Source organism: Ruegeria sp. BA2, assembly GCF_056539605.1.
Window position 1 is genome coordinate 237,771 of sequence record NZ_JBQFVE010000002.1, and the last position, 15,313, is coordinate 253,083.

At 55.7% G+C, this 15,313-nt stretch carries 15 protein-coding genes; 2 read left to right on the top strand and 13 right to left on the bottom strand.

What is annotated here, in order from left to right:
• Window positions 1-14: 14 nt before the first annotated feature.
• From ACR0NN_RS05755 to ACR0NN_RS05775, 5 genes are all read right to left on the bottom strand, one after another.
• Window positions 15-959 (bottom strand): ABC transporter permease, encoded by a 945-nt coding sequence (locus ACR0NN_RS05755; protein WP_170685507.1) that lies wholly within the window; start codon window positions 957-959, stop codon window positions 15-17.
• Window positions 960-1,013: 54 nt separating this feature from the next.
• Window positions 1,014-2,573 (bottom strand): ABC transporter substrate-binding protein, encoded by a 1,560-nt coding sequence (locus ACR0NN_RS05760; protein ID WP_170723203.1) that lies wholly within the window; start codon window positions 2,571-2,573, stop codon window positions 1,014-1,016.
• 72 nt (window positions 2,574-2,645) lie between these two features.
• The gene (locus ACR0NN_RS05765) at window positions 2,646-3,350 is read right to left on the bottom strand and encodes an XRE family transcriptional regulator (RefSeq protein ID WP_170723204.1); all 705 of its coding nucleotides are present in this window, start codon (window positions 3,348-3,350) and stop codon (window positions 2,646-2,648) included.
• Window positions 3,351-3,479: 129 nt separating this feature from the next.
• The gene (locus ACR0NN_RS05770; protein ID WP_170723205.1) at window positions 3,480-5,519 is read right to left on the bottom strand and encodes an NADH:flavin oxidoreductase; all 2,040 of its coding nucleotides are present in this window, start codon (window positions 5,517-5,519) and stop codon (window positions 3,480-3,482) included.
• A complete protein-coding gene (locus ACR0NN_RS05775; RefSeq protein WP_170723206.1) occupies window positions 5,516-6,178 on the bottom strand; it encodes a cupin domain-containing protein in 663 nt (220 codons plus the stop codon). The genes ACR0NN_RS05770 and ACR0NN_RS05775 overlap by 4 nt, the downstream gene beginning before the upstream one ends.
• A gap of 164 nt (window positions 6,179-6,342) precedes the next feature.
• Between ACR0NN_RS05775 and ACR0NN_RS05780 the strand changes: the two genes are divergently transcribed.
• Window positions 6,343-8,307, top strand: a complete 1,965-nt coding sequence (locus tag ACR0NN_RS05780; RefSeq protein ID WP_170723207.1) for a CocE/NonD family hydrolase — start codon at window positions 6,343-6,345, stop codon at window positions 8,305-8,307.
• Window positions 8,308-8,552: 245 nt separating this feature from the next.
• Here ACR0NN_RS05780 and ureG read toward each other — a convergent pair whose 3' ends face one another.
• From ureG to ACR0NN_RS05820, 8 genes are read right to left on the bottom strand one after another with little or no spacing between them, the layout of a single operon-like run.
• On the bottom strand, window positions 8,553-9,200 hold the full coding sequence (gene ureG, locus ACR0NN_RS05785) for an urease accessory protein UreG (protein WP_170723208.1): 648 nt from the start codon (window positions 9,198-9,200) through the stop codon (window positions 8,553-8,555).
• Window positions 9,197-9,850, bottom strand: a complete 654-nt coding sequence (locus ACR0NN_RS05790) for an urease accessory UreF family protein (protein WP_170723209.1) — start codon at window positions 9,848-9,850, stop codon at window positions 9,197-9,199. Before ACR0NN_RS05790 ends, ureG begins: the two co-directional genes overlap by 4 nt.
• Window positions 9,834-10,286, bottom strand: a complete 453-nt coding sequence (locus ACR0NN_RS05795) for an urease accessory protein UreE (RefSeq protein ID WP_170723210.1) — start codon at window positions 10,284-10,286, stop codon at window positions 9,834-9,836. Before ACR0NN_RS05795 ends, ACR0NN_RS05790 begins: the two co-directional genes overlap by 17 nt.
• A gap of 16 nt (window positions 10,287-10,302) precedes the next feature.
• Complete coding sequence (ureC, locus tag ACR0NN_RS05800; protein WP_170723211.1) at window positions 10,303-12,012, bottom strand: urease subunit alpha; 1,710 nt, start codon at window positions 12,010-12,012, stop codon at window positions 10,303-10,305.
• Window positions 12,012-12,317, bottom strand: a complete 306-nt coding sequence (locus ACR0NN_RS05805; protein WP_170723212.1) for an urease subunit beta — start codon at window positions 12,315-12,317, stop codon at window positions 12,012-12,014. Before ACR0NN_RS05805 ends, ureC begins: the two co-directional genes overlap by 1 nt.
• On the bottom strand, window positions 12,314-12,475 hold the full coding sequence (locus tag ACR0NN_RS05810) for a peptidase M23 (RefSeq protein ID WP_170687640.1): 162 nt from the start codon (window positions 12,473-12,475) through the stop codon (window positions 12,314-12,316). Before ACR0NN_RS05810 ends, ACR0NN_RS05805 begins: the two co-directional genes overlap by 4 nt.
• Before the next feature lie 19 nt (window positions 12,476-12,494).
• Entirely contained in the window at window positions 12,495-12,797 is a 303-nt protein-coding gene (locus ACR0NN_RS05815; RefSeq protein WP_170723213.1) for an urease subunit gamma, read from the bottom strand.
• 1 nt (window position 12,798) lies between these two features.
• Window positions 12,799-13,455, bottom strand: coding sequence for an urease accessory protein UreD (locus tag ACR0NN_RS05820; protein WP_480684098.1), 657 nt, complete (start codon window positions 13,453-13,455; stop codon window positions 12,799-12,801).
• Between the two features lie 556 nt (window positions 13,456-14,011).
• Between ACR0NN_RS05820 and urtA the strand changes: the two genes are divergently transcribed.
• Window positions 14,012-15,292 carry an urea ABC transporter substrate-binding protein gene (urtA, locus tag ACR0NN_RS05825; RefSeq protein WP_170723214.1) on the top strand — a complete coding sequence of 427 codons (1,281 nt, stop codon included), beginning with the start codon at window positions 14,012-14,014 and terminating at the stop codon, window positions 15,290-15,292.
• Window positions 15,293-15,313 lie beyond the last annotated feature (21 nt).

Below are 15,313 nucleotides of genomic sequence, written 5' to 3' on the forward strand. Positions count from 1 at the left end.
GCCCGGGGGCGGGGTTAGAAACTGCTTCTGACACGGGGATCCAAAGCTCCGATGATGAGGTCTGCCAACAGATTGAGCAGAACGAACAGAACGGTTGTGATAAGGACAGTGCCCGTCACGATGGGGAAATTACGGGTCAGGATGGCGTCATAGACCAGCTTGCCAACGCCGGGGCGTGCAAAGACGATCTCGGCAAACACTGCCGAGGACAGCATCTGACCGATTCCAACGCCCAGAAGGGTCACCGTGGGCAGGATCGCAATCGACAGCGCATACCGATATGTGATTGTTCGATCCGGCAGGCCAAAGGCACGCGCGGTGCGGATATGGCTGGCCTCAAGCACTTCGAGCATCGAGGCACGAACCATGCGGGCGATATATCCGACCCAACCCAAGCCAACGGCCAGAGACGGCAAGATCAAATGTGTGAGTTGATCGCCGAGATTGCCGGGTTCCCCGGCACCAATTGCGGGCAGCCATCGCAGTTCAACGGCGAAGATCAATAGGGCATAGATTGCAATCACAAACGAAGGCACTGCGATCACGGCCACGGAAAGGATGCCAACGATCCGGTCAGCCCAGCTGCCCCGGCTGACAGCCGCCCAGCAACCCAGAGGAATGCCCAGTGCCACCGACCACGTGATGCCGCCGACGATCAGGGCCAACGTGTATGGCAGCTGTTCGAACACAACGGTTGTGACGGGGCGACCCGACAGAACTTCGTCGCCCAGATCGCCAGTCCAGGCGCCGATGTAGAAATTCCAGAACTGAACCAGAACCGGCTGGTTCAGCCCCATTTTCTCGCGCAGGGCGGCGCGCATTTCCTCGGTCGCCCGAGGCCCCAGCGCAACCGAAGCCGGGTCGCCGGGGATCAGATAGATCATGCAAAACAGCAGGAACATGGCGACTGACACGATCGCAGCGGCCAGCCCAAGCCGTTTGAAGAAGTAGCTTATCATACGCGCCCCCTCTAGGCGTGCGGACGGCGATTGTTCGCCGCCCGTTTGCGTGGATCAGGCGGGTTTGAACTTCGGGAACAACGGGTCACCGTTTGGCTGCAAGCCCGGGCTTACCGTATCCTTGTGGATCAGCCCGACGACCTCATGCGTCAGGAAGACATAGCAGCCACTTTCATCCATGAGACCCTGCATCTTCTTGTAGATCTCGTCGCGCTTGGCCGGATCGCTTTCCTGTAGGCCTTCCTCGTGCAGGGCCTTGTATTCGGCGTTGTCAAAGCGTTCCCAGTTCCAGACGCCAACCTGTTCCGGTGTAAACCAGACCGTTGCCCAACTGGGGTCGGGGTTCATCGAGAAACGGCTGAGCACCAACTGCAGATCCATGAAATAGTCGCCATCCTTGGAACCCAGCGTCCAGAACGTACCACTGTCGTTCTGCTTGATCTCGCAGGTGATGCCGACCTCGGCCAGATTGGCCTGAATGACCTGCGCCGCTGTCAGACGTTCCGACTGGTTCAGGATATCCAGGGTGACCGTCATGCCCTCCGCACCCGCTTCGGCCAGCAATGCGCGCGCCTTGTCAGGATCATAATCATAGGTCACGCTGTCCCGGCTGCCGGGCAGGCCCGGAGCGATGATGCCATTGCCCACGGCTGCGGCGCCGAAATAGGCGGCGTCAACCACGGTTTGCCGGTCAATCGCGTGCTGAATGGCGCGGCGGATGCGCTCGTCTTTCAACGCTTCGTTATCCTGGTTCATGCCCAGCCAGACATAGGCGAGCGAGGGTTTTTCTTCGACAACCGAGCCCGCAGGCGGGTTTTCCTTGAGACGCGGCAGCGACGAAACCGAGGTCCAGGTGTAGTCCAGATCGCCCGCTTCAAAGCCAAGCTCGGCTGTCGCCGGGTCTTCGATCGGCAGAATGTGGATCTCTTCATACCCACCCGGCTCATACGCCCAATCCGGGTTGCGTTTCAGAACGGTTCTTTGCTTGGGGACCCATTCGGTCAGTATATACTGACCGGATTGCGCCACCGGTTCAGCCCCGATCTTACCCCCGATTTCTTCAAACGCCTTGCGCGAAACGATACAAGAGGCAGGTGTCGGCAGAGTGGTTGTCCACAGTGGTACGAACTTGTTCTTCAGATGGATCAGGCCCGATAGGGTGTCCTTGACCTCAACCTCTTTCAGGGCGCTCCAGTCGCCTGCATAGGGGCTTTCATTGGCAGGATCTGCGATCCGCTCGATAGAAAACTTTACGTCATCGGCGGTCATCTGACCAAAGCCGTCGGTGAAGCCGATCTTGTCGCGCAATTTGAAGGCGACGGTCAGATCGTCCAGCTGCTCGATGCTTTCGACGGCAACCGGACTCCAACCCCAAGTATCCCCGGGCTGAGACGCCACCATCGGCGCGAAAATCGAGCTGATGATATGGTCTTCGGGCAAAGACAGCCGGAAGGCAGGATCGAGGATTTGAAGGTCGCTATAGGACCGAACGGTCAGTATCTTTCCATCCGCGCTGACGGCCATATGCGGAAACGCAAGACTGGCCGCGCCAAGCGCACCGGCACCGGCCAGAACCGAACGGCGTGATACGTCGCCTTTGAACATTGAACTCATGAGATGACTCCCTGTTGTCATTCTTGTCGGATTATCCCGACGAGGTTGAGCGCAGGCCCTAGGCCCGCAGATTTAGCCGCCAGCAGATGCGCTTTTCTTCTTTTCTTTCTGTGGCAACGTTTCAGTGGCATCGGATTCCACATATTTCGGAATGATGACCGGTGAATTCACCCAAATCAGTCGTGCAGGCTTGTCCGAGACGTTGTTGATTGTGTGAACGATATCGCCAGGGATGCTGAAGCTGTCACCAGATCGAAGGGTGATAGTTTCATCCTCCAGTTTAAGCTCCAATTCCCCATCAACAATGATGCCATGCAGCTCGCCATCGCGGGAGGCGTACCTTTCGACCGACTGTTCTGAGTGGGGCAGGTATTCAGAGATGCCCAGATAAAATGCGCCACCGATAGAGCTGGAAAGCAGTTGGTCAGAATACCCGCTTTTTTCAACGGATTCGTCATACAGCAGATTCAAATTTCGACGATTTGTGTGGCGTACAACATGGTTGCGTTCGAGCCGCCCAGTACCCAGACGCCTATTGAAGAACCATTCTTCAGGGACAGCCAATGCATCCGCTATTTGTGAAACTTTACGTAATGAGGCGCTGACGGTACCCCGTTCGATCGCGCTGAGATGGCTGACAGAAACACCACTGATGCGTGCCAGTTCCGCAAGCGTCATCTGCCGTGTTTTTCGCAATTGACGAACTTCGGATCCAAAGGCCGCAAGGCTTTCTTCGGTTGCAGATTGATCAGACTTTTTAGCTGGTCCCTTGCTCACGAATTCCCCCGCTTAATCACGTGGCATACGGGATCATTACGTTAAGATTTGTTTTCTGCAAGAATTTTTAATCATTTTTCTCGTGAAACTATAGATAACTGCTGGCCGTTGAGGGTGGAGTGGCGATTTTCACCACCTGATTCCGAAGCGCAAAGCATCGTAGATCGCCGCATGCGTGTTGCGGCAAGATACGGCATCCCCGATCCGATAAAGATCAAAGCGGCCTTCAGGGTTTTTCTGGGGAAACAGCGTACCATCACCACTGACCAGTGCGTCTTGATCAACCGCACCTAGATTGCGTGACAGGGGTTTGAGATCAAAATACAGGTCGTCCAATGGCAACGTCCCTTGATTGACAACCACTTGATCATATTGCCTGTTCTCGGTCAGGTCAGAATAATCCGTACCAATTGTGGCCTGCAGCTGATTTCCTGAACGCTCCAAAACTGTCAAAGTTCTGGCAACGGTGAAAACGGTGCGGGTTTTTTGCAAGGCGCGCATGTAAGGCACCAGGTTCATCCCCATCACCTCGGGTGCAAAGCTGCGGTCGCGGGTCATGATCTCAACCTTTGCACCGGCGGCCGCGATGACCTCTGCGGCCATAAGTGCTGGATGGTCGCCGGCATCATCATAGATCAGCACATTTTCACCCGGTAGCACGTCGCCTGATAGGATATCCCAAGCGGAAATCGCTAGTTCATTGCCCGAATCAAGGATTGTTGTATCTGGCAGTCCACCTGTTGCGATCACGACCATATCAGGCGACAGGGCGGTCACGTCCTCGGTATCTGCAAACGAATTGAAATGGAACTGCACGTCGCGCGCGGCGCACTGCGCCATACGCCAATCAATGATCCCGATCATCTCGGCCCGGCGCTTGGATTGCGCCGTCAGGCGTACCTGCCCTCCAGGCTCGGGGGCGGCTTCCAGGACTGTCACTTCGTGCCCGCGCTCTGCCGCGACCCGGGCAGCTTCCAACCCTCCGGGGCCTGCGCCGACAATGACTGCGCGACGTCGGGTTTTAGCGGCCGGGATGACATGAGGCATCGATAATTCGCGCCCCGTCGCGGGGTTGTGAATGCACAGGGCCTCGCCAGCCTGATAAATGCGATCAAGGCAGTAGGTCGCGCCAACGCAAGGGCGGATTTCGTCTTCTTTTCCGGATTTGATTTTGCTCACGATCATTGGATCAGCCATATGCGCGCGGGTCATACCGACCATATCCAGCAAGTCAGAAGCCACTGCGTGCCTGGCCGTTGCAACGTCCGGGATGCGGGCTGCATGGAAGGTCGGCATTCCGATCTCGGCTCGCACACGTCCAGCGAAATCCAAGTGCGGTGCGCTTTTCATTCCTTGAACCGGGATCACATCCGTCAATGCCGGATCGGTATGTATGCGCCCTCGAATGACGTTCAGAAAGTCTACCTGACCGCTGTCGCGCAGCCTTCGCGCGATCTCGAGCCCTTCTTCCTCGGTTATACCGCCTTGTTCGGCTTCATCTGCGGTGAAACGAACCCCGACAATGAAATCCGGACCGACACGGTCGCGGATCGCATCCAAAACCATGGTTCCAAATCGTAGCCGGTTGTCGAGGCTCCCTCCGAACGGAGCATCCATAGTGTTCGTCAGCAGGGACCAGAACTGATCCAGCAGGTGACCATAGGCCTGCAACTCGATCCCATCCAGACCAGCCGCTTGCATCCGTTCTGCGGCATCGGCGTAATCAGCCACGATGCGCTCGATATCGAAATCTTCAACCTTTTTTGGAAAGGCCCGATGCGCCGGTTCGCGATAGTGCGAAGAGGATACCGAGGGCAGCCAATCCCCTTTATTCCAGCCTGTGCGCCGACCCAGATGGGTCAGTTGGATCATTACGGCGCAGCCATGGGAATGACAGGCATCGGTAAGCTCGCCCATCCAGCGCACAACTTCATCCTTATAGGCGAGAATATTGTTGAACACAGGCGGGCTGTCTCGGCTAACCGTGGCCGATCCTGCAGTCATCGTCAGTGCGACACCTGCTTTTGCGCGCATTTCATGATAGGCGCGGTAACGCTCTTTGGGCATTCCGTCTTCGGGGTAGGCGGGTTCATGACTGGTTGTCATGATCCTGTTTTTCAGGGTCAGGTGTTTCAGCTGATAGGGCTGTAAGAGGGCATCGTGGCTCATATTGAAGTTTCCAGATCCGAAGTCCGAGGTTCAGCTACATCCTTGGGTATCACGACCGGAGACACCGCCCATATCAAACGGCAAACCTGATCGGTCCGGTTCCGCGCATGATGAGGTATGCGCGCGTCAAAGCTATAGCTGTCTCCGGCGCGAAGCGTGATAAATTCATCGCCAATCCGCATCTCGAGTTCGCCTTCCAGGACCAACCCGTGCTCTTCACCCTCGTGCTTTTGAAGTCGCTCTTCCGGGCGCTCGGAATGGGGCGCATAGACTGCGAGGCCCATATAGAATTGTCCTCCGATCGAGCTGGAAAGAAGTTGATCAGTATATCCTAACTCAGCCGCGTCCTGACCATACAGCGTGTTAAGCGCGCGCCGGTTCTGAGCGCGAACGACAAATGCCTGTTCCATCGGGCCGGGCCCTGCGCGGCGGGCAAAGAACCAATCGGGCGTAACGCTGAGTGCGCTGGCAATGGCCTGTAAGACGTCAACTGACGGTTTCGACACGCCGCGTTCGATCGCAGACACGTGGCTGAGTGATATTCCGGCCCCTTCGCTGAGCTGTTTCAGCGTGAGTTGGCGTGCTTTGCGCAGCTGCCGAACTTCGCTTCCTAACGAGGAGATTGCAGAGGGTAAGGCGACGACATTGTCAGAAGGCATATTGCTCTCAGAGTTTGGATGAGCGGATGTTTAGTGCAAATAATGAAATCAGACTAGAATTTTAATGTCAAATTCTATCAAAGGTCGAATATTATGGGCCTATTGCAAGTTTGTTATGAATTTGCAGAAGTGAAGCAGGCGTAATGTGCAAATAGCGGATCAACATGGCAGACCAAGCCGTCTATCCCTTTGAAGTATCAGAGACCGACCATTTGTGGATCGAGATGCCGGACGGCGTGCGACTTGCCGCTCGGCTCTGGCGTCCAGTAAAGCAAATGCCCGTGCCAGCGATCCTGGAATACATACCCTATCGTAAGTCTGACATGGTCCGCGCGCGCGACGAGCGGAACCATCCCTTTTTTGCAGCCCATGGATATGCCTGCATCCGCGTTGATATGCGAGGTTCTGGCGACAGCGAAGGGCATATGCCTGACATGTATGCCAATGCTGAACTTGATGACGCGCGACATGTCATCGAGTGGCTGGCCGCGCAATCCTGGTGCAATGGGCGCATCGGAATGTTTGGAACTTCATGGGGCGGGACTGCTGCTCTTCAGGCAAGTGTCAACGCACCTGAATCGCTAAAGGCGACGATAGCCGTTTGCGCCACGCATGATCGGTTTGAGGATGACATCCACTATATGGGTGGGTGCGTGTTGTCTGACACATTCGAATGGGGTGCAACGCTGCCCTCGATCCTAGCCTCGCCGCCGACGCCGAATGTAGGGGCAGGTTGGCAATCTCTTTGGAAAGAGAGGATCGAGAACCTCACCTTCCCGCTTGAGAATTGGCTGCGTGAAAGGCACCGAGGAGAGTATTGGCGACACGGTTCTGTCATCCATAATGCAGATTCACTTACCGTTCCGATCTTGTCGGTTGGCGGGTGGAGCGATCGCTACTCAAACTCGGTGATGTCTTTGTCTGACGCGCGGCCTGATCTGGTGTGGGGGGTGGTTGGCCCTTGGGGCCATCACTACCCAGACCATGGTACACCAGGGCCAGCGATCGGGTTTCAAGCACTTGCGCTTGACTGGTGGGATTATTGGTTGAAGTCGGACAGGTCTGAAGCACCAAAATGGCCACGCCTGCGAACGTGGATGCGCGAATTCGATATTCCCGGTGACACTTTGGACGAAAGGTCGGGAAAGTGGGTTCAAAGCAACCCAGCGCGCGAAGAAACGGTGGTGGTGGACCTATCTCTGTGTGCATTTGAAACAGTAAACACCGAGACGCCTTGGAAAATTCCCGCAGATGTGACGGCTGGGCAATGTGCAGGAGATACAGGATATTTTGGTCGTATGGGTGGATTGCCGCTGGATCAAAACCCGGACGATAGCCGTTCTTTGGTTTTTGAAATGGCTCCATTGACCGAAGACTTGATAATCTACGGCTCGATTGTTGTGCGATTGAGCGGAAACGCTGGCGGCCAGCCGGGCCAAATCATCGCCAGGCTTAATGATGTGAACCCCGACGGCATCGCCGCGCGCATCAGTTATGGCGTTCGAAATCTGTCGCTCGACGATAACTTGGATCGTACCGAAACAGCGGCTGGCAACGGCGAATTTACCGCCGATATCAAGCTTCACTCGACCGCCTATCGCGTTCGCAAGGGGCACAGGCTGCGCGTTGCGTTGTCTTCATCCTACTGGCCTTTAGTCCACACGTTTACACGCACCGAAGATATCCTGCTGGATAGCGGCGTGCTGTACATACCAAGTATGCAGCGAGAGCCTTCTGATCTGAAGAAATCACTACCTCCGGTGCAGGATCTGCCAGCGCAAAAACCTCATGCAACTAATGCAGTAGGTGAATTGGAGCGTTGGACAGCAAGTCCTGGCGGCATGATTGAAATGGGCTGGCATCAACCACTGCTCGAAACGACCTATGCGCAAACCAATACGGTATTCAGTTACGAAACAAGCATCGTGCATTCATTGGATATATCGGGTACAAATACGCAAGAGACGCGTGTCAAACACAGGATGGTTTTTGAGCGGCCCGATGGGGTTGCAGACGTTTCGATTGCCTTGAATGCGCGCTCTACGACTGGAAGCGTCACGACCAATGCCGAGCTAAGTGTACTTTGGAACAACCTTCCTTTCGCGACCAGGCGTTGGTGCGTGCCTTGAACTCATCCGGCGAACCCGGGGCGGTTCGAGCTGATAAACGAATTGAATTCAATCGCTCTAAGACATTGTACGAAGGATTGTAGCACTATCACGGATCGTGCGTCCGCCCGAGATTGAAGCAGTGAGACCAGGTTAAGCCCTATGACTTTGCCCAATGCTGCTACGATGACATGGAGGCGCAAGTTGGAAAACTGATGATCATTTGCTTTGGAAACGGCCAAAATTAGGCTTCTGGGTCCAAAATATTATGCCGTCAAAGCCTTGGCTCCTTTTTGCGATAACATCAATCCGCCAGATTGAACCAGAAAATCAACGATTTCGCTTACGCCTTGTCGATGACGCAGAGATGTGAAGACAAAGGGTTTTCCGTTGCGCATTCTTTTTGCGTCGCGCTTCATCACTTCAAGCGATGCACCAACATGTGGCGCCAAATCGGTTTTGTTGATGACCAGGATGTCAGATTTGGTTATGGCCGGTCCGCCTTTACGGGGGATTTCCTCTCCGGCGGCCACATCGATTACATAGATCGTCAAGTCAGCAAGTTCTGGGCTGAAAGTGGCGGACAAGTTGTCACCGCCACTCTCGATCAGAACAAGATCCAGATCTGGATGGCGCGCTTGCATCTCGGCGACAGCTGCAAGATTGATGGAGGCGTCTTCGCGAATTGCCGTGTGTGGGCAGCCACCGGTTTCAACGCCAATGATCCTGTCCTGAGGCAAGACCTGTAGACGCATCAAGGCTTCTGCATCCTCCTGCGTATAAATGTCGTTGGTAATGACGCCAAGCGAGCAGGCATCTCGCAGGGTTTCGGCCAATGCGGCGGTAAGGGTGGTTTTTCCGGCCCCAACCGGGCCTCCAATACCTACACGAAGGGGGCCGTTCATGCTGCTCATGTTCTGAAAATCCTTGAATATTGAGTTTCGTGTTGCATCGATGCGATGTCGGTCAAAAAGGCGGTGGAACTCAGGTCATCCAGATCGGCAGTTTGGGCCAATTCAGCGATGCGGGCGCATCGAGGGGTCAAATCCCGGATCAGGTTTTGGGCCTCGGTCTGTCCCAAAGGGACAAGCCGGGTCGCGCACGCAACCAGATTGCTGACAAACCCTTGTAGAAACAGCTTTGTCGTCAACAAAAGTGGAAGGTCCTGCAGCCGCGCGGCGCGACCAAGTGAAACGGGATACGTGGATGCTCCTAGGTCCAAGCCCCAGACATCGCTTGTTACAGTCCCGAATGCTTGACCCAGATTATTGGTCTCCATCAGACGTTCTGATGAGGCGCAAAAAGCCCGCGCCGTGGCATCGACATGGGACAATTCTACGGCATTCCGGGCCAGATAAGCCGCAACAAGAAACAACGCGTCGTTCCAGCCCGAGCCATGTTCCAACACTTCCAGAACCCAATCTGCCGTCTCGTCCGCGTTTGTGACTGATCCGTTTTCAATCGCTGCTTCTAGGCCGTGAGAATAGGCAAATCCTCCGACAGGGTAAGCTGGCGATAACCACTGGGCCAGCGTAAGGATATGGGCGTCAGTGGGCGTGGCCATGGGTCCTGCCGTGGCCATAGGCGCCACCTTCGGGCGTAAAGGGTTCAATAACCATTGAAACCTCAGCGCCCAACTTGTTGAGCATATCTTGAATAACGTGATCGCGTTGGATCAACAATCTTTGGGACTCGACCTGACAAGGCGTGTGCCGGTTACCGATATGCCACGCTAGTCGAGGCAGGTTCTCCCCGCGGATCTCCAGCAGTTCTTCGGCCGCTGCGATGATTTCGATCTCACGCCCGTCCTCCAAAATCAGCACTCCACCGTGGTTGAGCGACTGAGTTTGCGCCAGATCGACAAGAAACGCCTCACCTCCATCGGTGGCCAGCATCTTGCGGCGCAGGAAACGACCGTCATAGTCCAATGAAACCTGAGCATATGCCTGCGCGTGATGATGATCGTGATAGATGCGCGCGGTTTTGATCGCGGTGGTCATCGTTGGCCTCCTAGTTTCAGAACATAAAATAGCGCTGCGCCATCGGCAGCACTTCGGCGGGTTGGCAGATCAGCAGCTCGCCATCTGCGCGAACCTCGTATGTTTCGGGGTCCACCTCGACATGGGGGGTGGCGTTGTTCAGCAACAAATCCTGCTTGCCGATATTCCGCGTGTCGCGGACGGCAACCGTCTGTTTAGCCAGGCCGAGCGTTTCCCCAATGCCATCGGCTTTTGCGGCCTCAGACACAAAGGTGATCGCCGAGTTTTCAACTGAGCGGCCATAGGCACCAAACATCGGGCGACTATAGACCGGTTGAGGCGTTGGGATTGAGGCGTTGGGATCCCCCATCTGCGCGCACGCAATAGTACCGCCTAACAAGACCATTTCGGGTTTGACTCCGAAAAAGGCCGGGTTCCACAGTGCAAGGTCTGCGCGTTTGCCTTCCTCAACGCTGCCTATTTCATGGCTAAGCCCATGCGCAATCGCCGGATTGATCGTATACTTGGCGATGTACCTGCGAACCCGCAGGTTGTCGTTCTCGCCGGTTTCTTCAGGCAGGCGTCCACGCTGTTTCTTCATTTTGTCCGCAGTTTGCCAGGTGCGGATCAGAACCTCGCCGACACGCCCCATGGCCTGACTGTCCGATGCGATGATCGAGAAGGCGCCCATATCATGCAGGATATCTTCGGCGGCGATAGTCTCGCGCCGGATACGGCTTTCGGCAAACGCAACATCCTCGGGGATGGATTTGTCGAGGTGGTGGCAGACCATCAGCATGTCCAGATGCTCTTCGACCGTGTTTACGGTGAAGGGTCGTGTTGGGTTGGTCGACGATGGCAGAACGTGGTTTTCGCCGCAGATCTTGATGATATCAGGGGCGTGGCCTCCGCCCGCGCCTTCTGTGTGAAAGGCATGAATGGTACGGCCCTTCATGGCAGCAACTGTGTGCTCAACGAACCCGGATTCATTCAGCGTATCGGTGTGGATCATGACCTGCACGTCCATGGCATCGGCAACCGACAGGCAGCAATCAATCGCGGCAGGGGTTGTGCCCCAATCTTCATGCAGTTTCAGCGCGCAAGCCCCAGCCGCAACCTGTTCTTCAAGCGCTGCAGGCAACGAAGCGTTCCCTTTACCCGCGAAGGCGAGGTTCATTGGAAATGCGTCTGCAGCCTGCAGCATCCGTCCGATATGCCAAGGGCCGGGTGTGCAAGTGGTCGCCAGCGTACCATGGGCTGGGCCGGTACCACCACCAAGCATAGTGGTCAGTCCTGAATGCAGGGCATCTTCGATTTGTTGCGGGCAGATAAAGTGGATGTGGCTGTCAAAACCACCGGCCGTCAGGATACGCCCCTCACCGGCAATGATTTCGGTGCCTGGGCCGATAGTGATGTCGACACCAGATTGTGTGTCCGGATTTCCGGCCTTGCCAATCTTGGCGATCCGTCCGTCTTTCAGTCCGACATCCGCTTTATAGATCCCAGAGTGATCGACGATCAGTGCGTTGGTGATGACCGTATCTACGGCCCCTTCGGCGCGCGTGACCTGTGACTGTCCCATCCCGTCACGGATCACCTTGCCACCACCGAATTTGACCTCTTCGCCATAGGTCGTCAGATCGCGCTCGACCTCAATGATCAGATCAGTATCGGCCAGCCGCAGTTTGTCGCCCGTCGTGGAGCCGAACATCGCGGCATAGTCCGAGCGATTGATTTTGGCTGGCATCAGAGCGCTCCCATGATCTGCTGATTGAAACCGAACACTCGGCGATTACCCCCGATCGGGATCAGCGTAACCTCGCGGCTTTGACCCGGTTCAAAGCGCACCGCGGTGCCCGGCGCGATATCAAGGCGTCGCCCGCGTGCCTCTGTGCGGTCGAATTCCAGAGCCGGGTTTGTTTCCGCGAAGTGATAATGCGAGCCCACCTGGATCGGGCGATCGCCGGTATTGGCCACCATCAACGTTACCGTCTGGGCGTCTGCGTTCAGGGTGATCTCACCCACACCCGGAAACAACTCTCCCGGAATCATTTTGGTAGCTTCGAGATCACTGCAATCGCCAGTACCACAATGGCCCCCAGACCGACCGCAAGTAACGCATAGTCCGTGCCATGGGCGTGGAGATGTGTGCCGGTGTGGGCCGAGGCAGGTCCTGCGAGAACAAACGCTGGAAATAGCATACGGTTCATTTACGTACTCCTTGATAGATTAGCGAATGGGGTTGTGGACGGTGACAAGTTTTGTCCCGTCTGGGAAGGTTGCCTCGACTTGCACCTCATGGATCATCTCGGGGATGCCTTCCATGCATTGGTCGCGCGTAATGACCTCGGCACCAGCCTGCATCATGTCAGCGACCGAACGACCATCGCGCGCGCCCTCAACCACTGCGTCCGTGATCAGGGCGATGGCTTCGGGGTGGTTCAGCTTGACCCCCCGAGACAGCCGCTTCCGGGCGACTTCAGCGGCCATAGCGACCATCAGTTTGTCTTTTTCACGAGGTGTCAGGTTCATCTCAAAGCATCCAGCATCGGGGCAAATTGTCGTTGTTCAACAGGCGTAAAACCGGGATCAGTTCGCGGCGCAGAAGAAAGCTGTCTTTGGCCAGTATGCGAATAACCATCAGATCACGTTGGACCAGACTGGCTCCGGCTGTGTCTGGCAGCATTTGGCGAATGGTATGCAACTGGCCCTCTGCAGCCGAAGAGGCAAAAACGACCAACGCCATCGCCCCAGCCCCATTTGCGCAATGCGGCTTGGATAGCCGTTCATTGAGGTTGCCGGAGAATCTGATCGTGTCCAGAAAGGCAAGCTGTCCGTTGCACCAAACCTCAATCCGGTCGCGTAGTCGGACGTCTGTCAGCGTCTCTCCCATGGCCGAGCGTCCAAAAACCAAGGGCTCAACTAAAAGCATCTCGGCACCGGCTGACACCTCAACCCTTAGACGCCGGTCCAATGCGCTTCTGTTGAATAAAATCGTTTCTTGCGGCAACCAGTTCATTCGCGCATCCGGCGCAACAACCAAGTGGTTGGTAACCAGCCCGAAGGCCCCGGGCTGCGATTTGTAGGCCCGTTCGCAAGCCTGCGTCGTAAGCGACAGAGAAGTTGCTTCTGAAGCCTTGGCTGAGAACCGGAAAGCGTCTCCACCTGTCACGCCTCCTGCCGTATTCAACAGAACGGCCTCGAGATTGTTCGCACTGTTTCTGGGAAACAGGCACTTCAGCGACCCTGATTGCCGAAAATTGTCTAAAACTGATCGCTCACCCAGCAGTTTTGTACTGAGATTTACCGCCCCCGCCGCGCGTGGCGGTTTGTGGTGTTCGACGACAGATATGTTTGGAATCTGAGTAATAGTGCACCCGCAAACAGACTTTCTGTGCACTTTGTCTCCCAGTTGCAGGGCCGGAACACTATTCTGTGTTGCCGCAGACTTGGGAGTTTCCGCATCATTTGATCAGATTTTAATCACACACCTAAGTGTTGGTCTAAAAAATGGGCAGAAACAGCCGAAGACCAGAATTGGCTATCCAGCAGGTTGCCAAGATTGCTGCGATGCAGAAACCGTATGTGTGCCCACCGCGGAGACGACCCGGGGGTGTGTGACGGCTGCGCGAATTGGACCTCGGACACAACCGCCACACGGAACGCAACAACAGTTGCGGGGATCAGGTAGAAGAAGAATGCGTCACGACGCAAGCCCTCTCTCCCGGCCCCGTCAGGAGAATGACATGACCTCTCTCAAATCCTCGCTCGCCGGATCGGTTGTATTTGCTGCCATGGCCACCGCTGCGCTTTCAGCGGAAGACACCATCAAAGTGGGTGTTCTGCACTCGCTATCGGGCACGATGGCGATTTCGGAAACCACTCTGAAAGATACAATGCTGATGTTGATCGATCAGCAAAACGCCAAGGGTGGATTGCTTGGGAAACAACTTGAGGCCGTTGTTGTCGACCCTGCATCTGACTGGCCGCTGTTTGCCGAAAAAGCGCGCGAACTGCTGACAGTGCACGAAGTTGACGTCATCTTTGGCAACTGGACTTCGGTGAGCCGCAAGTCAGTCCTGCCGGTTATTGAAGAGTTGAATGGCCTGCTCTTCTATCCAGTTCAGTATGAGGGCGAAGAATCCTCAAAGAATGTGTTTTACACGGGGGCAGCCCCGAACCAGCAGGCGATCCCCGCCACTGATTACTTCCTAGACGAGTTGGGTGTTGAGAAATTCGCGCTGCTGGGCACTGACTATGTCTACCCTCGCACCACCAACAACATTCTGGAAAGCTACCTGACGCAAAAGGGCGTCGCGGATGACGATATCTTCGTAAACTATACACCGTTCGGCCATTCCGACTGGTCCAAGATCGTTGCTGACGTTGTCGCGCTGGGTGCTGATGGCAAAAAGGTTGGCGTGATCTCTACCATCAATGGCGACGCAAACATCGGTTTCTATAAAGAGCTGGCCGCTGCTGGCGTTTCCGCGGATGACATTCCGGTCGTTGCGTTCTCGGTCGGCGAGGAAGAGTTGTCGGGTCTCGACACCACTAACTTGGTCGGTCATCTGGCCGCGTGGAACTACTTCCAGTCGGCGGATACCGAAGCTAATGCTGAATTCGTTGACACTTGGAAAGCCACCATGGGTGACGAGCGTGTGACCAACGACCCGATGGAAGCGCATTACATCGGCTTCAATATGTGGGTTAACGCGGCGACCGAGGCCGGATCGACCAAAGTCGATGACGTCCGCGCGGCGATGTATGGGCAGGAGTTTCCGAACCTGACCGGTGGCACTGCAGTCATGCTGCCGAACCACCACCTCGCCAAGCCGGTTCTGATCGGTGAAATTCAGGAAGACGGTCAGTTCGACATCATCAGCGAAACCGACGTCGTGCCCGGCGACGCCTGGACTGACTTCCTACCGGAATCGGCAGTTTTGATATCGGATTGGAAAGAGCTTGGCTGCGGAATGTACAACACCGAGACCGAGACCTGCGTTCAGACCCTGTCGAACTACTAAACGACACGCAAGGCGGGTGTG